Below are 21,016 nucleotides of genomic sequence, written 5' to 3' on the forward strand. Positions count from 1 at the left end.
TATTTTCCTTTTCGTGTAAAGCGTTTTCTTAACATCGGGCGGTTCAGCCGAACATCACGTCCGGCACGGCCAGCGCGGCCAGTTCCGGCAGGTCGCGGGAGCGGGCGTCGGTGACCAGCGTGTCGATGCCCTCCACCGGGCAGAAGCTGACCCGGCTGGCCTGCCCGATCTTGCTGTGGTCGGCCAGGATCACCGTGCGTCCGGCGTTGCCGACCATGGCGCGGGCCACCTCCGCCTCGCGCGGGTCGAAGCTGGTGGCGCCGTAGCGGGGGTGCAGCGCCACCGGCGACAGCAGCGCCATGTCGGCGCGGTAGCGGTGGATCTCCGCCACCGTGCCTTCGCCGAAGGTGGCCGGCAATCCCTCGTCCACCCGGCCGCCCAACAGCACCACCCGGCTGCGGTTCTGGTTGGCGACGGTCTGCGCCACGTCGAAGGAGTTGGTGACGATGGTCAGGCCGGGCAGGCTCGCCAGTTCCTCCGCCAGGGCCGACACCGTGCTGCCGAAGTCGAGGAACAGCGTCTGGCCGGGCGAGACCAGCCGCGCCGCCGCCTTGGCGATGGCCCGCTTCTCCTTCAGGCGGACCTGGCTGCGCACGGCGATCGGGGGTTCCGGCTCCGGCCCGACGGCGACGACGCCGCCATGGACGCGGCGCAGCTCGCCGCGCGATTCCAGCTCCACGATGTCGCGCCGCACCGTCTCGCGCGACACGCCGAGGTCGCCGGCGATGCGGTCGGTGGACACCCGGTGAAGCGCCGTCAGCAGGGCGCGGATGCGCTGGTGGCGTTCCTCCTGAAGCATCGCTCAGGCCGCCTTGCGCCGGGTCGCCAGCGCCAGGGCGCCGCGCATCGCCAGCGCCGCCACGGCGACCGCCGCCATGATGCAGGTGGAGAAGGCTGCCGCCTGCGACACGAAGCCGGCCTCGTCCAGCCGCATCACCGTCACCGCGGCGAGGTTGGTCGAGGGCGTGACCAGGAAGATGATCGCCGACAGCGTGACCATGGAGCGCATGAACAGGAAGAAGAAGACCGACAGCAGGGTCGGCACCATCACCGGCACCACCACGTCGCCGAGCACCCGCAGGACGCCACCGCCGAGGCAGCTCGCCGCCTCCTCCAGCGCCGGCGGCACGGCGCGCATTCCGGTGACCATCGTGAGGAAACCCTGCGTGTGGTAGTGGTAGAAGTTGCACAGCGCCAGCAGAAGCACCGTGCCATACAGCATGTGCAGCGGCGTTCCCGCAAGGTTGAAGGCGAAGATGTAGGACAGGCCGAGCACCAGGCCGGGCACGCCGACCGGCAGGACGGCCAGCAGATAGACCGCCTTCGCCACCCCCGGCGGCATCCGCCGCAGCCCCAGGACCAGGGCGAAGAGCAGCGCCGTGCCGATCGCCGCCGCCCCGGCCGACACGGCGAGCGAGGTCCACAGCGGGTCGTAGCCGCCGCTGAGCGTGATCGAGTAATGCTTGAGCGTGAGGTCCAGCCGGTAGGGCCACAGCCGGACGAAGCTGGCGAAGACCACCGTCGCCACCACCGCCACGATGGACAGGGCCAGCGTCATGGTGGCGAGGAAGAGCGGGATGTCGCGCACCGCCACGTAATCAGGGACCGGCGGCAGGGCGCTTTCCGAGGCGGTGCCGAACTGGCGCTGGGCGGCCACCCGCTCGATGTAGACGGCGATCCCGGTAGGCAGCAGCAGCAGAATGCCGACCGCGGCGCCGATGCCGAACCTCATCTGGCCGGTGACCTGGTTGTAGATCTCGGTCGCCAGGACGGAGAAGTCGCCGCCGATGGTCACCGCGTTGCCAAAATCGGTGATCGTCACGGTGAAGACCACGAAGCCGGCGCTGAGCAGGCCGAACTTCACGTTGGGCAGGGTGATGCCGAAGAACTGCTGGAGCCGGGTCGCCCCCATCACCTCCGCCGCGTCGTAGTAGCGGGCGTCGGACTGGCGCAGCGCCGCCTGGATGATCAGCACCGCCTGGGGCAGCGCGTAGAGCACGTTGGCGATCAGCAGGCCGGGAAAGCCGTAGATGTTCAGCCGCGTGCCGATCAGGTTGCTGACCAGCCCGTTGCGGCCCAAGAGGAAGATCAGGCCGAGGCCGAGCACCAGCGAGGGCGCCAGCAGCGGCAGCGACAGGGCCGCCGCGACGAAGCGCTTGCCCGGGATGCGCGTGCGCTGCACGGCGTAGGCGACCATGAAGCCGAGCAGCAGGCAGACCACCGTGGTGGCGCCGCCGACCAGCAGGCTGTTGCCGACCGCGCGCAGGATGCCCGGCGTCTGGAACAGGGCCAGATAGTTGGCGAGGCCGACGCCGCCCTCCTCCTCCAGAACGCTGCGCCAGACGATGGTGCCCAGCGGCAGCAGGAAGAACAGGACCAGCGCCACCACCGGCACCAGCACGCAGGCGCCGTAGAGCAGCCTCTCGTCCAGCGGGCGGCGCAGGCGGCGGGGCCGGGCGGCGTTGGGCGTCTTGCCGGGAAGGGTCAGGGCGGGCATGGTCATGCGCGCACCCAGGCGCAGGCCTCCGCCGCCACCGACACGTCCACCGTGGCGCCCGGTCCGACGCCGGGGTCCTGGTGGGTTTCGGCCAGCAGCTCCCGCCCCCGCCAGGACAGGCGCATCCGGCGGATGTTGCCGAGGAAGGTGAGGTCGATCACCCGCCCCTCCCCATCCGCCGCCGGGGCGACGGCAATCCGCTCCGGACGGACGCAAGCCTCATAGGCGTTCTCCGCCCCATCCGGACGGCCGGGCAGCAGGTGGGGCATGGCGTCGCGCACCCAGCCGGTCGGCAGCAGGTTGCTGCTGCCCATGAAGTCGGCGACGAAGCGGGTGCGCGGGCGCAGGTAGAGATCCTGCGGCGTGCCGACCTGCTCGATCAGCCCATGGTTCATGCAGACGACCTTGTCGGCCAGGGTCAGCGCCTCCTCCTGGTCGTGGGTGACCATGATGGTGGGGATGCCCAGCCGGCGCTGCACGTCGCGGATCTCCGCCCGCAGGTCGGCGCGCACGCGGGCGTCGAGCGCGGACAGCGGCTCGTCCAGCAGGATCAGCGACGGATCGACGGCCAGCGCGCGGGCCAGCGCCACGCGCTGCTGCTGCCCGCCGGAGAGCTGCCAGGGGTAGCGGTCGGCGAGTTGCGGCAGTTTGATCAGCTCCAGAAGCTCCTTCACCCGCGCCGCGATGCGGTCGCCGGGCGCCTTGCGGATCTTCAGGCCGTAGCCGATGTTCTCGGCCACCGTCATGTTGGGAAAGAGCGAATAGGACTGGAAGACGATGCCGAAGCCGCGGTCGCGCGCCGGCACGGCGCCGAGGTCCCGCCCGCCCATCCGCAGCTCGCCCGTGTCGTAGGGCATCAGCCCGGCGACGATGCGCAGCAGCGTGGTCTTGCCGCAGCCGCTCGGTCCCAGCAGGCAGACGAATTCCCGCTCCTCCACGGTCAGGTTGATGCGGTCGAGGGCGACGAAGCCGTCGAAGGTCTTCAGGAGGTTCTTGATCTGCAAATCCATGGCGCGGCCATCTGGAGCGGGGAATGACTCCCTCTCCCGCCCCGGGAGAGGGAAGGGGCCCGCGCGAAAGCGCGGGAAGGGTGAGAGGGACGCCAAGACTGCGTGCCTTGATTCTTGCGCGACCCTCACCCGCCCGCGTTCGCGGGCACCCTCTCCCGGGACGGGAGAGGGGAACAGGCCTCAGCGGCCGATGCTGCCCTGCCAGGTCTTCAGGATGGCGTCGCGCTCCGCCGCGGACTTGGCGAAGTCCATCGGGTAGAGGACCTTCTGGACGTCCGCCGGCAGGCCGGCCTCTTCCGCCGCCTTGGCGACCGGGGCGCCGGGGATCGTCACAATCTCCTTGTACTTGGTGTAGAGCGCGGCGGCCTTGGGCGACAGGGTCCAGTCGAGGAAGCGCTTGGCGTCCTCCTTGTTCTTCGACGTCTTCATCAGCGCCGACGCCTCCAGCTCGTAGCCGGCGCCGTCCGTCGGGATGACCATCTTGAGCGGAAAGCCCTCCTCGACCGACTTGATGGCCGCGAAGGCCAGCGAGGCGCCGATGGCGAACTCGCCCGAGCGGGCCGACTTGCAGGGCTTGGAGCCGGACTTGATGTACTGGGCGACGTTGCCGTCCAGCGTTTTCAGGAACTGCCAGCCCTTCTCGTTGCCCTGGCTCTGCAGGATCGCGGCGATCTGGAGATAGCCGGTGCCCGAGGAAACCGGGTTCGGCATCACCACCTCGCCCTTGTAGACCGGGTTGGTCAGATCCTTCCAGGAGGTCGGGACCGGCAGGTTCTTGGCCTTCAGAAGCTCGGTGTTGACGCAGAAGGCGGCCATGTAGCCGGTGGCGGCGAACCAGCGCGCGTCCGCCCCCTTGTAGGCGGCCGGCAGAACGTCGGAGCCCTTGGCGGCGTAAGGCTCGACCAGCGCCATGACGCGCGGGTCCAGCATGTTGGTGACGGCCCAGCCCCAGATCACGTCGTGCTGCGGGTTGGACGCCTCGGCCAGCATGCGGGCGCCGAGGTCGCCGGTGGACAAGCGCAGCACCTTCAGGTCGATGTCCGGCAGGTCCTTCTTCGCCGCCGCCACATAGTCGGCGATCTCGTCCTCCTCCAGCGCCGTGTAGACGGTCAGCGTCCCCGCCTGCGCGACGGCCGGCAGCACCGCCGCGCCCATGAGCACCACGCCGGCCAGCAGCGACTTCCCAGCAAACTCCACCATCGCCAACCCCTCTGTTCCGCATGCCCTTTCCCGGCGCCCCGGCCGGTGGCGAGCCCGTGCCCGCCGTGGATTTAAGTGGAGGTTTGCACTTCTGTGCGTTTGTGTCTACCATGATTGCACAGTTGGCGTGCATTTGCGCAGCCGCACAAAAATAAGGCAAATCATGAGCCCCACCACCAAGGATGCGACCATCGACCGTGCGGCGTTGACCGGGGAGTTGGCCGGCTTCGCCGCCGCCCTGGCGGACGAGGCGCGCGGCCTGTCCCGCCGCTGGTTCCGCACGCCGGTCGCCATCGACACCAAAGCCGACGACAGCCCGGTCACCATCGCCGACCGCGAGGTCGAGGCCGCGCTGCGCCGCCGCATCGCCGAGCGCTTCCCGGACCACGGAATCTTCGGGGAGGAGCATGGCCGCGACCGGCTCGACTCGGAGATCGTCTGGGTGATCGACCCCATCGACGGCACGCGCAGCTTCATCAGCGGCTGGCCGGTCTACGGCACGCTGCTGGCGGTGCTGGAGCGTGGGGTCCCGGCGGTCGGGGTGATCGACATGCCGGTGCTGGGCGAACGCTGGACGGGACGCGCCGGCGCCCCCACACTCTACAGCGACGGGACGGAAGCGGAGCGGCCCTGCCGCACGCGCGACTGCCGCCGGCTGGCCGACGCCACGGTCTACACCACCTCGCCCGACGCCTTCGACGCGGCGGGGCTGCGGGTGTTCGAGACGGTCAGCCGGCAGGCGCGGACGCGGCGTTTCGGCGGCGACTGCTACATCTACGGGCTGGTCGCCTCCGGCCACATCGATCTGGTGATCGAGGCCGGGCTCCAGCCCTATGATTATCTGGCCATGCAGCCGGTGATCGAGGGGGCCGGCGGGGTCATCACGGATTGGCAGGGCAAGCCGCTGACCATGGAGTCGGACGGCCGCGTGGTCGCCGCCGCCACCGCCGACCTGCACGCCGAGACCATCGCCGCCATCGCGCGGGCGGCGGGTTGAGCGGACGAACCGAGGAGGGGGAGAGGGGACGCCATGGCATTCGCCCACACTCTGGCCGGGACGCGGTACGGGTTTCCCGATCTGAAGACGCTGCTCGCCCGCGCCTCGCCGCCGCGCTCGGGCGACGCGCTGGCCGGGCTGATCGCCGCCAGCGCGGCGGAGCGGGTGGCCGCGCAAATGGCCCTGGCCGACCTGCCGCTGCGCCATTTCCTGAGCGAGGCGGTCGTCCCCTACGAGGCGGACGAGGTGACCCGGCTGATCGTCGACGGCCATGACGGCGCCGCCTTCGCCCCGGTCGCCCATCTGACCGTCGGCAGCTTCCGCGACTGGCTGCTGTCGGAGGCGGCGGACGCGGCGGCCCTGACGGCGCTTGCCCCCGGCCTGACGCCGGAGATGGTCGCGGCGGTGTCGAAGATCATGCGCTTGCAGGACCTGGTCGCCGTCGCCGCCAAGACCCGCGTCGTCACGCGCTTCCGCAACACCATCGGCCTGCCGGGGCGCCTATCGACGCGCCTGCAGCCCAACCACCCGGTGGACGACCCACGCGGCATCGCCGCCAGCGTCCTCGACGGGCTGATGTACGGCAGCGGCGACGCGGTGATCGGCATCAACCCGGCGACCGACAGCGTGGAGGCGATGACCACCCTCCTGGAGATGCTGGAGGAGCTTCGCCTGCGCACCGGCGCGCCGATCCAGTCCTGCGTGCTGGCCCATGTGACCACGGCGCTGCGGGCGATGGAGGGCGGAGCGCCGGTCGATCTGGTCTTCCAGTCCATCGCCGGGACGGAGGCCGCCAACCGCGCCTTCGGCGTCTCGCTGGCCCTGCTGGACGAGGCGTGGGAGGCTGGCAAGGCGCTGAACCGCGGCACGGTCGGCGACAACCTGATGTATTTCGAGACCGGCCAGGGCAGCGAGTTGTCGTCCGGCGCGCATGAGGGGGTGGACCAGCAGACGGTGGAGGCGCGCTGCTACGCCGTCGCCCGCCGCTACCGGCCGCTGCTGGTCAACACGGTGGTCGGCTTCATCGGGCCGGAATACCTCTACGACGGCAAGCAGATCACGCGGGCCGGGCTGGAGGACCATTTCTGCGCCAAGCTGCTCGGCCTGCCGATGGGCTGCGACGTCTGCTACACCAACCACGCGGAGGCCGACCAGGACGACATGGACGCCCTGCTGACCCTGCTCGGCGTGGCCGGCTGCACCTTCATCATGGGGGTGCCGGGGGCTGACGACATCATGCTGAACTACCAGAGCACCTCCTTCCACGACGCGCTCTATGTGCGTCAGGTGCTCGGCCGCCGCCCCGCGCCGGAGTTCGAGGCGTGGCAGCAGGCCGCCGGCATCGCCGATTCCGCCGGGCGCCTGCGCTTCGACCCCGCCGCGTCCTGTCTTCTGCCCGCCCTGCCTCTGCCGGAGGAACAGCCATGACGGAGTCCGAGCCGCTGCCCCTCCCCTCCCCAGCCCAGCCCGATCGCTGGGCGCATCTGCGCCGCCACACCGACGCGCGGATCGCGCTGGGCCACGCCGGGAGCGGCCTGCCCACCGCCGCCCACCTCGCCTTCCAGGCCGCCCACGCCCAGGCGCGCGACGCCGTGCACACGCCGCTCGACGCCGCGGCGCTGCTGGCGGCGCTGGCGGAGCGCGGCTGGCCGGCGGTCGCGGTGACCAGCGCCGCGCCCGACCGCGCCGCCTACCTGAAACGCCCGGACCTCGGCCGGCAATTGTCGGAGGAGTCGCAGCGCCGCCTGTCGGAGCCGGTCCGCGCCCCCGACGTGGCGCTGGTGGTCGGCGACGGGCTGAGCGGCACCGCCGTGCAGGCCAACGCCGTCGCGGTGCTGGAGGCCCTGATCCCGAAGCTCCAGGCGGCCGGGATGCGGGTCGGGCCGGTGGTGGTGGCGGAGCAGGCGCGGGTGGCGCTGGGCGACCCGGTCGGCGCGCTGCTCCAGGCGCGGGCGAGTGTCGTCCTGATCGGCGAGCGGCCGGGACTGAGCGCCGCTGATTCATTGGGCCTCTATCTGACCTGGGAGCCACGGCCGGGCCGGGTGGACAGCGAGCGCAACTGCATCTCCAACGTCCGAGTCGGCGGCCTCGCCCCCGCCGCCGCCGCCGCCCAGGCGGCCGCATTGCTCGGCGCGATGTTCGCCCAGCAGCGCTCGGGTATCCGGCTCGATAGCCCGGCTCCCGCCGCCCCGCCGGAACTGCCGGGGGCCGGCGCCCCGTAACCGATTCGCACCGGTGCGGCGGCGGAATGTTCGCATTCGTCTTAATCCCATTGCGACAACCGGCGATGCCAAGCACAATCCCCCGGCAAAACAACCGGGGGCTCGGGGTGGCTGCGATGGGAAAGACGCGTGTGCTGGTGCTGGGCGGCGGGCTTGGGGGCGTGTCCGCCGCGCTGACTCTCACGGCGACCGAGGCGTTGCGCGAGAAATACGACGTGACGCTGGTCAGCCATGGCTGGCGGCTGGGCGGCAAGGGGGCCAGCGGCCGCAACGCCAAGCAGGGCCAGCGCATCGAGGAGCACGGGCTGCACATCTTCCTGGGCTTCTACGACAACGCCTTCCGGATGGTGCGCGGCGCCTACGCGGAGTGGGACGAGCCCGCGGACTACGCCTTCCAGACTTGGCAGGACGCCTTCCGCCCGCTGTATCAGGTGACGCTGATGCAGGACATCCCGCGCTTCGGCAAGACCCGCTGGCACTCCTGGAACCTCGATTTCCCCGAGCGCTCCGGCACCCCCGGCGACCCGCGGTCGCTCGGCCCGAACGGCTTTGAGGCCTTCCTGATCGGTGCGCTGCAGAACTTGGTCGCCAAGCACGACCATCTGCCCGGCCACCTCACCGCGAAGCTCGGGCTGGACGCCCTTGAGAAGGCGCGCGCCCACATCGAGGAAGCCGGCGACGGCGCCCTCGACCACGGGCTGATCGTCGATCTGCTCAAGCTCGTCCAGAAGGGCTTCCAGGCGGTCCTGGAACCGCTGCTGAAGCTGTCGGACGAGGGCTGGGAGTTCGCCTGCTTCGCCGATTTCGGCCTCGCCTTCGCCATCGGCTGCTTCGCCGACGTGCTGCCCTACGGCAAGGACGGCTTCGACCGCATCAACGGCGAGGACTTCCGTGAGTGGCTGCAAAAGAACGGCATCTCCGACACCTTCGCGTGGTCGGCGCCGGTGCGCCTGCTCTACGACATGTGCTTCTCCTACAAGAACGGCGAAGCGACCGACGGGCCGGAGAACGCGCGCTTCGCCGCCGGCGCCGCGGCGGAGATTCTTCTGCTGATGGGCTTCGCCTACAAGGGCGCGCCGCTGTGGAAGATGAACGCCGGCATGGGCGACACCGTCTTCACGCCCGCCTGGTTCGTGCTGAAGCAGCGCGGGGTGGACATCAAGCTGTTCCACCGCCTGACCAAGCTGGAAACCTCGGAGAACGGCGCCTGGGTGGAGCGGGTGCGCCTGAACCGGCAGGTCAATCTCGTCAACGGCACCTATGACCCGTTCGTCAAGGTCGGCTACGGCGACGACGGGAAATGGCTCTACTGCTGGCCGTCCGAGCCGGACTGGAGCCAGATCGTCGACGGCGACAAGATCCGCGACGCCGGCATCAACCTGGAATCGGTGTTCTGCCACTGCACCGCCGGGGAATCGGTGCTGGAGGTCGGCAAGGATTTCGATCTCGTCGTGCTGGCCATGCCGCCCGCCGCGCTGGCCGACCCGGCGGCCGAGCTGATGGACGCCAATCTGCGCTTCAAGCAGATGGTCGAGGTCACCCCGGCGGTGCCGACCCAGGCGGTCCAGCTCTGGATGACGCCGAGCATCGAGGAAATGGGCTGGAAGGCCGGCCCGACCGCCATGACCAGCTATGTTGAAGAACTCGACAGCTGGGGCGAGATGAGCCATCTCATCCCCGCCGAATCCTGGCCGCCCGGCACCGTCAAGGCCGTGGAGTATTTCTGCGGCACCGCCCGCTGGCCGGCCGGCGCCCCACCCTACGCCTGCGGCCTGCCGCAGCGGATGGCCGCGGACGTCCGCCGGGACGCCACGCAGTGGCTGAACGCCAACATCGGGGTGCTGTGGCCCAACACCGTCAAAGACGGCGTGTTCGACCAGAGCCAGGTCTATTCCTCCTACTACCGCTACAACCTCGACCCGTCGGAGCTCTACGTTCAATGCTTCCCGGCGACGGTGGAGACACGGCTGAAGCCGGGTGACAGCGGCTTCGTCAACGCGTTCCTGGCGGGGGACTGGACGCGGACCTGGTTCAGCGCGGGCAGCGCCGAAATCGCGGTCCTTTCCGGAAAGCAGGCCGCCGAGGCCATCGCCCGCCAATCCATCGACCTCACCCCGTCCGATTGAGAACCCTGATTCAATGCGCGTGATCGCAGCGTTTGCCGCGGCGGCCACCCTGGCCGCCGCGTTTCCGTCCCATGCCACCGACGTCTACACCTTCGAAGGGTTCGGGGCCGTATCCATGGGCATGGGCGGCACCGGGGCGGCGTCCGACATCGGCGGCGCCGCCATGATCCTCAACCCGGCGACCCTGACGCAGCGCTCCTCCTCCTATGTGGAGGGCGGGCTGGTGGTCGCCGCCCCGACCGGGCTGCGCGCCACGCAGACGCGGACGGGCGAGGTGGCGCACGGCAAGGACACCTTCCCCTTCCAGGGCTACTACATCCCCCAGGGCGGGTTCGTCTGGCGGCACGAGACTCTGGCCCTCGGGCTGGGCGCCTACGCCCAGGGCGGTTTCGGCACCGAGTACGGCGAGGGCAGCTTCATGGCCCGCCTGCCGTCCGGCGTCGACACCGGGCTGCGCACCGGCAGCGAGGCGATGTTCATGCGCGTCCCGCTGGCCGCCGCCTGGGACGTGACGCCGAAGGTCACGGTGGCGGGCGCCATCGACTATGTGCGGGCGGGCCTGGGCTTCCGCGTCCTCCAGGGGGCCGACCAGCTCGGCGCCCTGGCCAACAGCGGGCGGCTGACCGGACAGGGGCCGATGCTCGGTGCGGCCACCGCCATGGTCGGGATGGGCGGCGGCGTCTATTTCGACATCTTCGACCCGTCGATCGCCCGCGCCGGCGTGGAGGGCGACGGGGTGAGCGGCCGGCTCGGCCTGACCTGGAAGCCGCAGGCCGACACCACCATCGGCAGCTTCTATCAGTTCCGCACGGCGCTCAACAACCTGACCGGCGACGGTTCTGTGATCGTGCTGGGGTCCGACGGCTCACGGCTGGCCCAGCCCGCGAAATACACGCTGGGGAATTTCCAGCTCCCCGCCGAGTTCGGCATCGGGATCAGCCACCGGCTGCGGCCCGACCTGACGGTCGCCTTCGACTACCGGCGGGCCTTCTGGGCGCAGGCGCTGCGCCAGTACAACATCCGCGTCGACGTGCCGGGCCTCGGCACGGTGTGGGAGACGCTGCCGCAGCGCTACCGCGACATCAACATCTTCGCGGTCGGCGCCGCCTACCGAGTGACCGACGCGTTGACCCTGCGCGCCGGCTTCCGCTGGGCCGACAAGGCGGCCCCGGCACAGGACATCGTCTCGGTCGTGCCGGTGGTCATCACCAAGCACGCCGGCCTCGGCGTCGGCTACGCCGTCTCCGAGACGGTGCGGTTGGACGGCGCCTTTTCCCACGGCTTCCAGGAATGCGTGAGCAACGGCACGCCGCCCAACGGCTCCGCCGTCAATCCGGGGAAGTTCTGCAACGGCACCGACATCGTGGCGCTGAACGTCAGCGTCGCATTTTAAAAGAAAGCGCCGGCCCTTTCCGGGGCCGGCGCCCTGTGCCTCACTCCGCTTGCCAGACCACCCGGCCGGGGTTGGCGCGGAAGTCCATGTGGATCTGCATGGCGAAATCCACATGGACGGTGGCGCTGCCGTCCGGCCCGGCCGCGAAGCCGAAGTCCGAGATGACCTGATGGCTGGCGTAGTCGGCCACCCGCAGCGTGAAGTCACCCCGCATCGGCCACGCGCCGCGGAAGCGGTCAACGTGCATCGGGCAGTCGATCAGCGCCTGATAGCAGGCCAGCTCGCTGTCCGGGGCGCCGCGGAACTGCTTCAGGTTGATGACCGGCACCGTGCCGGCCAGCAGCGATTCCACCGCCTTGACGGCGACCTCCACCCCCTCGACCAGACCGCCGGGGCGCAGCAGGGCCTTCAGCGCGTCGCCGAGATCGGCGGCAAGATCCTCAAGGCTCTGCCACGCCGAACCGGGGGTCCACGGCCCGCCCTCCACCGTCAGCAGAGGGGCGAACACCCCCTCGCAGTCGGAGGACAGGGTGCGGAACAGCGTCGTCTCGCAGACGAAACGCGGCGCCTCGGCCCCCTCCTCCGGCAGCGTGATGCGGCCCAGCGACTTGGCGAAGCCCCAGCCCTCCCGCCCGCAGACTAGCGGAATGGTCGCGTCCGGGAAGACGTAGGGCATCCACAGCACCAGCCGCGGCCAGTGGCCGGGCCGATGCTCGATCAGCGGCAGCCACAGCGAGGCCTCCCGGTAGGGAATCCAGCCGAACGGCTCGGCCGGGCTGGTGCAGCGCCCCACCGACAGGAAGGTGCACAGCGCCACCGGACCGGCCACCGTGTAGCGCACCGCCCCGGCGGGCGCCGCGTTCAGCAGCGTGTCGACCAGCGCCTGGGTGTTCTCCGGGTTGCTGCGCACGACGAAGGCGGTGGCGAGGCTGTCGGTGAAGACGCCGGGTGCGGCGATCGACACCTCGCCGTGCCCGGCGAAGGAGACGTAGCGGGGGGCGGTCACGACGGCGCCCCGTTCAGGAAGTTCTCACCGGAGATGAACAGCGGCGCCCCGGAGATGGCCCGCGCCGCCTGCATGCCGGACATCACCGTCGCCTCGATGCAGGAGGTGTTGAAGCCGGTGCGGACCCAGCAGCCGGCCAGGAACAGGTTGTAGAACCCGCTCGCGTCGGTGCGCAGCCGGAACTTGGTGGAGCCGGCGGCGCTGCCCGGCAGCGTTTCGGTCGGATCGACGTTGGCGCGGATGATCTGGTGCGACAGCCGCTCCCGCCCGGTGCCGTTCCACGGGTCGTAGAGGACGTTCCAGTTGAAGCCGACGCCGCCCTGGCCGGAGACCGTCGCCTTCGGCCAGAAATTGCCCATGTAGGCGTCCAGCCACTCCGCCGCGCTGTTCGTGACGTTGTCCAGCGCCTCCTGCGGCACCGCGAGGTCGGTGGTCGGACGGGCGACCAGTCCGGTCTGCCAGACGCCGCAGATGTAATGCACCGACTTCGGCGCGCCGGTCTCGCCGGGGCGGAACTCGTAGGGCAGCGTCTGCCCCATCTCCGCCCAAATCGACCAGGGCTCCGGCCCGGCGACGGCGGCCGGCTGCCCCGGTTCCCAGCCCAGCCCCTGGAGGTCGGGACCGCACCACAGCTGCATGGACAGCGTCGGGATGATGCCGATGTTGCTGGTCATCGCGTTGAAGGCCGGCGAGGCCGCCTGCAGCTCCGCCGCCAGGGTCGGCTGGTCGTTCATCGCCTTGAAGCCGCCCATGGAGATGCCGAGGACGGCGACGTCGAAGTCGCGGCCGCGCTGCAGCGTCTCGGTCCCGACCGGCTCCCACGCGCACCAGTGCGACTCCAGCGAGGAGTTGTTGGTGGCGAGCGCCGCCTGGACCTTGTCGGCGTCCTTGATCTGGTCCCACAGCGGCTCCAGCGGCCAGGCCAGCAGGAACTTCTTGTCCTCCAGCGGCACGGTGATCAGCGGCTGGTAGTCGTCCCCGCCGTCGGCCAGATCGACCTGCCGGGCGAGGCGCACGGTCTCGACCAGCGCGCGGTCCTCGGACAGGCCGATGTCCTCGACGCGGCGGAAGAACTTCACCTTCACGCCGTTCTGGAGCAGGGTCTGGTAGATGGGCGCGATGATGACCTCGCCCATGCCCGCTTCCATGTTCCACATCACCGATTCGCGGCAGGTGGCGAACATGCGCACGCAGGACTGCGCCGCGACGCCGGCACCCCAGTTGGGCTGCCGATAGTCGCCGTCCTTGTACTGCATGAAGGTGTCGTAGCAGGTGCGCAGCGAGCAGCTCTGCTTCAGCGCCGCGGCGTCGCCGCCATGGCGGATCAGCCAGTCGGTGAATTCCAGCTCGTCCAGCGAATCGGCGGTGCGCTTCTCAATCCCGAAATCGGCGATGATGCCGACGGTGAAGGGAAGCACGAAGGCCAGCAGGTCGCGCGCCACATGGTTGCTGGGCAGGGTGGCCGCCGCGGCCTCGATCAGCCGCAGCAGCGTCATCAGGTCGTGGAAATGCTCGACCGGCGGAGCCGCCGACGGGTTGGACCCAGGCCTATTTTGCGCCCCGTCGGCCAGCGCCCGGATCAGCCGGTGGGCGGCGATGGCGGCGTCTTTCGCGGTGGTCACGGCGGCGCCCTTCACCAGCGCCTCGGCCTGCGCCAGATGGCGGACCTCCCGGTCCTTCCAGCTTCGGATCGCGTCGGCGAAGCGGGTGGCGAGCGAGGCCGGAAGGACCTGCTGGTCGGCCGGCAGGACGGGCATCGGCGCGACGGTGCGGCCGTCGATGTGGACCAGCTTGCCGTCGACGATCAGGCCGCTCAGCTCGTCCCAGTTCTCGAACACGTCGCGCACCACGCCGACCAGCGACGCGATGGCCTGCGGCAGGGTCGGCATGACGTTGGCCGAGCCCGGCTCGCCGCCCAGCACCGGCCAAGTCAGCGGCCAATAGGCCGGCTTGCCGCCGTCCAGCACCATGCCGATGGGGGTGAAGCGCTGCGGCTTCAGCACGTCGCGCCAGGACTGGAAGGTGTTGTCCGGCGAGCGCTTCCAGACGTCGAAGACGTCCTGGAGCATCTTGAAGGCGTTGTTGTAGAAGCCGAACCAGACGTGCAGGCCATGCTCCTGGATGCGGTTCCACTGGTCGCGCCCGGTGGCGCCCTTGCCGCCCAGCCGCCAGCCCATCTGATAGATGGTGACGTCGTAGCGCGCCCGCTTCTCGTCCGTGTCGGACAGGAAATGCGCCGTGGTGAGGGCGCCGACGCCACCACCCAGAATTGCAACCCTCGTCTTCGCCATGCTCTCCCCCGACCGATCCGGCATCCCCGCGACGGCGCCGCGGAGTTTTCCCGGCACTCGTCAGAAATTGTGGGGGAGGTTAGCATAAATTGTCGTACCGCGATTGAACTATTACGCAGTTTCGCCGATGCTCCCGTCCTATGACCCGTGCGATCGCAAAGCAAAAATCGTGCAAAGACCCGGCTGCCACGCCCTGCGCTTGCTCCACCCTGGCGCGACCTTCTATAACGGATGTCGCAACCACGCGACATGAGGATGCTGCGTCGTGATCGGGGCCATCCCAACCGCAACCGTGCCGGCGTTATCGGGCTTCCGCGTTGTCGAGACGCTGCATGTGGGGTCGCGCTCCACCGTGCTGCGCGCCGTCCGGCGCGACGACGGCCTGCCCGTCATCTGCAAATTCCTGTCCGGGGCGGACATCGGCGGCGAGGACAAGGCGGCCTTCCTGCGCGAATTCGCCATCACCCGCCGGTTGCGCCACGCCGGGGTCGTGGAGGCGCTGGACTGCGTGCCCCACGGCACTGGGCTGATGATGGTGTTCCGCGACATCGGCGGGACCGCGCTGGACAGCCTTCCGGACGTGCGGACGGAGGACGTCGCGGTCTTCCTGCGAATGGCGCTCCAGGCGGTCGACGCGCTGGCCGCCGTGCACGATGCCGGCGTCGTCCACAAGGACATCAGCCCCGGCAACCTGATCTGGAACCCGGCGACCGGCCAGTTCAACCTGATCGACTTCGGCATCGCGTCGGAGCTGTCGCGCGAAGAAGCGGGCGACCCGGACGTCGGCACCATGGAGGGCACGCTCGCCTACATGGCGCCGGAGCAGACCGGGAGGATGAACCGGTCGGTGGACTATCGTGCCGACTTCTACGCCCTGGGCGCCACCTTTCACGAATTCCTGACCGGCCAGCCGCCCTTCCCGTCCGGCGACCCGCTGGAGCTGGTGCATTGCCACATCGCGCGGACCCCCGTCCCGGCGCACAAGCTCAACCCGCTGGTGCCCGAGCCTCTGGCCGCCATCGTGGCCCGGCTGATGGCGAAGAACCCGGAGGAGCGCTACCAGAGCGCCTTCGGCCTGCGCGCCGACCTTGAACGCTGCTTGAGCGAATGGCGCAGCCACGGCCGCATCGAGCCCTTTGCGCTGGCCAGCCGGGACGTCCGTCCGGTGCTGCGCATCCCGCAGAAGCTCTATGGCCGCACCGCGCAGTTCCGCGTCCTTCTCGACGCCTTCGGGCGCGCCGCCGCGGGCGGGTTCGAAGCCCTGCTGATCTCCGGCTATTCGGGGGTTGGCAAATCGGCGCTGGTCCGGGAACTGCACAAGCCGGTGATCGCCCGCCACGGCTTCTTCATCACCGGCAAGTTCGAGCCGCTGAAGCGCGACATTCCCTACGCCCCGGTGATCGAGGCCTTCAAGACCCTGGTGCGGCAGACCTTCGCCGCCGGTCCGGAGTCGCTGGCGCGCTGGCGGGCCCGCCTCCTCGCCGCGCTCGGCCCCAACGGGCGGGTCATCACCGACGTGATCCCGCACGTCGAGCGGCTGATCGGCCCCCAGCCGCCGGTGCCGGAGCTGGGTCCGGTGGAGGCGCACGAGCGCTTCATCTATGTGTTCCGCAATTTCGTCCGCGCCTTCGCCGGGGCGGGGCACCCGCTGGTGCTGTTCCTCGACGATCTGCAATGGGCCGACCTCGCCACGCTGAAGCTGCTGGAAGGGTTGGCGGGCGACCCGGACCTCGGCCATTTCCTGCTGGTCGGCACCTGCCGCGACACCGAGGTCGACGCGCTCCACCCGCTGCGCCACACCATCCAGACCTTTGGCGAGCGTGGCGTTCCGGTGCGCGACGTGTCGCTCGGCGGGCTCGACGCCGACGCGGTGGTGGCCCTGCTGTCCGACACGCTGCACGCAGCCCCCGACGACGTGCGTCCCCTGGCCGAGCGGCTGATCGCCAACACGCTGGGCAACCCCTTCTTCCTCGGGCAATTCCTGGAGTCGCTGGAGCAGAGCGGGCTGATCGCCTATGACGGCCTCGCCGGGGTGTGGAACTGGAACCTGGAGGCCATCGAGTCCCAGCGGATGGAACGGATGGTCGACGACGTCGTCACCTTCGTGGTCCGCCGCATCCGCGAGCTGCCCGCCGAAACGCTGACCGTCCTCCAGACCGCCGCCTGCATCGGCAGCGCCTTCGATCTCGCCACCCTGGCCGACGCGAGCCGGCGGACCTCCGCCGCGACGGCGGCGGCGCTGTGGCCGGCCCTGCGCAGCGGGCTGGTGGTTCCGGTGGGCGACGCCTACCGCTACGCCGACATGGACAGCGTCTCGCCGCGCGCCACCTACCGCTTCGTCCACGACCGCGTGCAGCAGGCGGCCTACAGCATGCTGCCGGACGCCGAGGCCCTGGCCTGCCACCTCGCCATCGGCCTCGTCCTGGAACGGGGCGGCGATCGGGCCACGGATCGGCTGTTCGCGATCACCAACCAGTTGAACCGCGCCGTGTCCCTGCTGTCGCCGGAGCAGCGGGAGCGGCTGGCCCGCTACAACCTGCTGGCCGGACAGGCGGCGCGCGCCTCGGCGGCGCTGGGGCCGGCCTTCGACTATCTCATCACCGGGGTCGGGCTGCTGCCCGCGGACGGCTGGTCGCGGCTGTACCAGCTGGCGCTCAGCCTGCACGCCGAAGCGGCGGAGATCGCGGCGGTGAACGGCGACGTCGCCGCGGCGACGCCGCTGGCCGACGCCATCGAGGCCAACGCCCGCACCGTCCTCGACCGTGCCCTGGCCTTCGAGACACAGATCCAGATGCATGTGTCGCGGCAGAACCTGCCGGCGGCGCTGGACGCCTGCCGCACCGCTCTGGGCCAGCTCGGCAGCCCGATCCCCGAGCGGGCGGACACCCGGCATGTGCTCAAGGAACTCGCCACGACCAAACTCGCGCTGCGCGGCAAGGGCGAGGAGGATCTCGTCAACCGCCCGCCCCTCACCGACCCGCGCCTCCTGACGATCGGCCGCATCGTGTCGCGCGTGCTGGCGAGCGCCTATCTGCACGACACCAACCTCTACACGGTGCTGCTGCTGCGCATGGTCCGGCTGTCGGCGACTGAGGGTATCCTGCCGGCCTCCGGCATCACCTACGCCACCTACGGGCTGCTGCACTGCGCGATGCTCGGCGACGTCCCGGCGGGCGCCATGTACGGGCGGGTGGCGCTGCGCGTGCTCGACCGGCTGAACGCCAACCAGGGCCGCGCCCAGACGCTGTTCGTCGTCCATCTGTTCATCGAGGTCTGGCACCAGCCGGTGGCCAAATCACTGGCCGGCCTTCTCGACGCCCACCGGATCGGCCTGGAAACCGGCGACATCGAGTACGCCGCCTATTGCCTGAACAACGCCGTCGCGCAAGGGCTGTTTCTCGGCCATCCGCTGCGGCAGCTCCAGCAGACCGCGGCGGGCCACGCCGCCGCCATCGCGCGCCTGAACCAGCAGACCGCGGCGGGCGTGCTGCGGCCCCACCAGCAGCTCATCGCCAATCTGCTCGGCGAATGCGACGACCCCACCGCCTTCGCCGGACCCCACGTCACGGAAGCAAGCGACGTCCCGGCCCTGGCCGCCAGCGGCAACCGCCTTGCCCTGGACACGATGCACAGCCACCTCGCCTATCTGAACCTTTTGTTCGGTCGGATCGACGAGGCGCGGCGCTGCATGGCGAAGCGCCGTCCCTTCGCCGACGCATCCATGGGCATGGTGATGAACCTGCGCATGCGGGTGATCGCCGCCTTGATCGACTTCGCCGCCTGGGACCGCCTGCGCCCCGCCGAGCGGCTGCGGGCGCGGGGCGCGGCGCTCGGGCTGGAGCGCCGGCTGCGCGGCGCGGTGCGCCACGCCCCGACCAACTTCCGCCACCTGCTGGCGCTCGTGGTGGCCGAACGGCTGCGCGCCACCGGACGGCTGGACAAGGCGCACCGTCATTACCAGACCGCCGCGGAGAGCGCCCGCGAGCAGGGCTTCACCCACGACGAGGCCTTCGCCTGCGAGCGGGCCGGCGAGGCCGCGCTGGCGCGCGGCGACCGCTTCACGGCGAAGGCGATGCTGTTCCAGGCCCGCCACGCCTACCGGCGCTGGGACGCGCTGGCGAAGGTCCGGGCGCTCGACGCCCGGCTGGCCGAGCTGTTCGGCGAGACGGCGGCGGACCAGGGTCCCGTCGACGACGGCTTCCCGCCGCAACGCCCGGTCACCGCCACGTCGCGGCGGCGCTCCTCCTCCTCCGGGTCCAGCTCCCACATGGTGGATGTCGAGACGGTGATCCGCACCTCGCAGGCGCTGGCGCAGGACATCCGGCTGGGCGACCTGCTGTGGACGCTGATGAAGCTGGTCATCACCAACGCCGGGGCGACGCGGGGCTGCCTGCTGCTGCCGACCGACGGCGCGTGGCGGATCGAGGCCGACGCCACCAGCGAGGGTGAGGCCGCGGAGGTCCTGCAGTCCCGCCCCCTCGACGACGCGGCGCCGGTCCTAGTGCGCGGCGTCGTCGACGCGGTCATCCAGACCGGTGAGCCGGTCGTCCTGGCCGACGCCGCCAACGACGGCGATTTCCAGTACGACGCCTACACGCGGATGGCGCAGCCGCGCTCCGTGCTGTGCCTGCCCTTGCGCAACCGCAACCAGATGGTCGGCATCCTCTATCTGGAGAACAACCTCGCCGCCGACATCTTCAGCCCGGAGCGGCTGGAGCTGCTCAACCTCCTGTCGGTGCAGATCGCCATCTCCATCGAGAACGCCCGCCTCTACGACGGGTTGGAGCGGCTGAACCGCACGCTGGAAGCCCAGGTGGCCGAGCGGACCCGCGAGGTGGCCGAGCAGTCGCAGCTTCTGCGCGCGACGCTGGCCAGCATGTACGACGGCTTGGCGGCCTTCGACGCCGAGGAGCGGCTGCGCGTCTGGAACGAGCGGGCCATGGCCCTCTTCAGCCTGCCGGACACGCTGCGCCGGGTCGGCCTTCCCTACCGCGAGCTGAGCGCCGCGGTGAACGCCTCCGGCCAGCTTCTGACCGCGCTGATGCCCTCGCCCCTGGTGAGCAGCCCCAGCGAGATCGAGTTCGCCGACGGCCGGGTCATCCAGGTGCGCAGCAATCCCATGCCGGACGGCGGCATGGTCCAGGTCTATGTGGACGTGACGGTGGACCGCAGCCGTGAAAGCGAGCTGCGCGACGCCCACGAGCAGCTCCACACCGCCCATGGTCAGCTCAAGGCCGCCCAGCAGCAGCTCGTCCAGGCGGAGAAGATGGCCTCGCTGGGGCAGCTCGTCGCCGGTGTGGCCCACGAGATCAACACGCCCATCGGCATCGTGATGACCAGCGCCTCTTATCTCGGCGAGAAGATCAGCGCGCTCGAAACGCTGTCCGACACCGGCAAGATGCGCCGGGCCGACTTCCAGGACTTCATGCAGGCCGCGCGCGACGCCGCCACGCTGATGATCAGCAACGCCACCCGCGCCGCCGATCTGGTGCAGAGCTTCAAGCAGGTCGCCTCGGACCAGACGCGCAGCGACCGCCGCCGCTTCGACCTGCGCGGCTATCTGGAGGAGGTTCTGGTCAGCCTGCGCCCGACCTGGCACCGCCCCGGCCACGAGGTGCGGCTGGAGTGCCCCAAGGGCATCGAACTGGACAGCTATCCCGGCGTGATCGCCCAGATCGTGACGAATCTCATCACCAACTCGGTCAACCACGCCTACCGGGAAGGCGAAAAGGGGCGGATCGCCATCACCGCTCAGGCGGTGGAGAACGACGGGGTGCGGCTGGTCTACCAGGACGACGGCTGCGGCATCCCGGCGGAGAACCACGGCAAGGTCTTCGAGCCCTTCTTCACGACGCGGCGGGGCACCGGCTCGACCGGGCTCGGCCTGCACATCGTCTTCAACCTCATCACCAGCCAGCTCGGCGGCACCATCCAACTCGACAGCCAGCCCGGCGAGGGAACGCGATTCACCGTCGAGTTCCCCAGCCGTGCCCCCGGAAAGGCCCCTCAGGCCTGAGCTGGGACCTTGGCGACCTTGCGGGTGACCGGACGGGCCAGCCTTGTGCCTGGGCATTGCTCGCCGATCATCTGGCCGTGGCGGTCGTGTTGGCTGGCGGCGCCCCGACCAGCTCCAGCGAGGAAGCTGAATCCTTCACCCACAGTCCGCCCCGATCGCCGGACCGGCGGTTTTCCCACCAACGCCGCGCCGATCCCTCTTTATAGAGGCTGACGGCTGCAACCTTCGCGTCCTGTGGAACTGTGCCGATCCATGCAA

12 protein-coding genes are annotated in these 21,016 nt (G+C 70.2%); 6 read left to right on the forward strand and 6 right to left on the reverse strand.

What is annotated here, in order from left to right; genetic code table 11:
* Window positions 1-43: 43 nt before the first annotated feature.
* The 4 genes from ACWPN5_RS29450 to ACWPN5_RS29465 form a co-directional block, all read right to left on the reverse strand.
* The gene (locus ACWPN5_RS29450; protein WP_200477728.1) at window positions 44-799 is read right to left on the reverse strand and encodes a DeoR/GlpR family DNA-binding transcription regulator; all 756 of its coding nucleotides are present in this window, start codon (window positions 797-799) and stop codon (window positions 44-46) included.
* A 3-nt stretch (window positions 800-802) separates the two neighbouring features.
* On the reverse strand, window positions 803-2,503 hold the full coding sequence (locus tag ACWPN5_RS29455; protein ID WP_492299026.1) for an ABC transporter permease subunit: 1,701 nt from the start codon (window positions 2,501-2,503) through the stop codon (window positions 803-805).
* Window positions 2,500-3,507, reverse strand: a complete 1,008-nt coding sequence (locus tag ACWPN5_RS29460; protein ID WP_492299028.1) for an ABC transporter ATP-binding protein — start codon at window positions 3,505-3,507, stop codon at window positions 2,500-2,502. The genes ACWPN5_RS29455 and ACWPN5_RS29460 overlap by 4 nt, the downstream gene beginning before the upstream one ends.
* Before the next feature lie 180 nt (window positions 3,508-3,687).
* A complete protein-coding gene (locus ACWPN5_RS29465) occupies window positions 3,688-4,707 on the reverse strand; it encodes an ABC transporter substrate-binding protein (protein ID WP_492299030.1) in 1,020 nt (339 codons plus the stop codon).
* Window positions 4,708-4,870: 163 nt separating this feature from the next.
* On the opposite strand from ACWPN5_RS29465, the gene hisN reads away from it, so the two are divergent.
* The 5 genes from hisN to ACWPN5_RS29490 all read left to right on the forward strand — a co-directional run bounded on the left by hisN (window position 4,871) and on the right by ACWPN5_RS29490 (window position 11,445).
* The gene (gene hisN / locus ACWPN5_RS29470; RefSeq protein ID WP_492299032.1) at window positions 4,871-5,704 is read left to right on the forward strand and encodes a histidinol-phosphatase; all 834 of its coding nucleotides are present in this window, start codon (window positions 4,871-4,873) and stop codon (window positions 5,702-5,704) included.
* 33 nt (window positions 5,705-5,737) lie between these two features.
* Window positions 5,738-7,132, forward strand: coding sequence for an ethanolamine ammonia-lyase subunit EutB (locus ACWPN5_RS29475; protein WP_492299034.1), 1,395 nt, complete (start codon window positions 5,738-5,740; stop codon window positions 7,130-7,132).
* Window positions 7,129-7,926, forward strand: coding sequence for an ethanolamine ammonia-lyase subunit EutC (gene eutC / locus ACWPN5_RS29480; protein ID WP_492299036.1), 798 nt, complete (start codon window positions 7,129-7,131; stop codon window positions 7,924-7,926). Before ACWPN5_RS29475 ends, eutC begins: the two co-directional genes overlap by 4 nt.
* Window positions 7,927-8,042: 116 nt before the next feature.
* Entirely contained in the window at window positions 8,043-10,052 is a 2,010-nt protein-coding gene (locus ACWPN5_RS29485; protein ID WP_492299038.1) for an NAD(P)-binding protein, read from the forward strand.
* Window positions 10,053-10,065: 13 nt separating this feature from the next.
* A complete protein-coding gene (locus ACWPN5_RS29490) occupies window positions 10,066-11,445 on the forward strand; it encodes an OmpP1/FadL family transporter (protein WP_492299040.1) in 1,380 nt (459 codons plus the stop codon).
* Between the two features lie 40 nt (window positions 11,446-11,485).
* On the opposite strand, the gene ACWPN5_RS29495 is transcribed toward ACWPN5_RS29490, so the two are convergent.
* Window positions 11,486-12,451 carry an acetoacetate decarboxylase family protein gene (locus ACWPN5_RS29495; protein WP_492299042.1) on the reverse strand — a complete coding sequence of 322 codons (966 nt, stop codon included), beginning with the start codon at window positions 12,449-12,451 and terminating at the stop codon, window positions 11,486-11,488.
* Window positions 12,448-14,742 carry an NAD(P)-binding protein gene (locus tag ACWPN5_RS29500; protein ID WP_492299044.1) on the reverse strand — a complete coding sequence of 765 codons (2,295 nt, stop codon included), beginning with the start codon at window positions 14,740-14,742 and terminating at the stop codon, window positions 12,448-12,450. Before ACWPN5_RS29500 ends, ACWPN5_RS29495 begins: the two co-directional genes overlap by 4 nt.
* A 265-nt stretch (window positions 14,743-15,007) precedes the next feature.
* On the opposite strand from ACWPN5_RS29500, the gene ACWPN5_RS29505 reads away from it, so the two are divergent.
* Entirely contained in the window at window positions 15,008-20,758 is a 5,751-nt protein-coding gene (locus ACWPN5_RS29505; RefSeq protein WP_492299046.1) for a trifunctional serine/threonine-protein kinase/ATP-binding protein/sensor histidine kinase, read from the forward strand.
* The last annotated feature ends 258 nt before the right edge of the window (window positions 20,759-21,016 follow it).

The sequence above is a fragment of the Azospirillum sp. UENF 211521 genome, assembly GCF_058780535.1.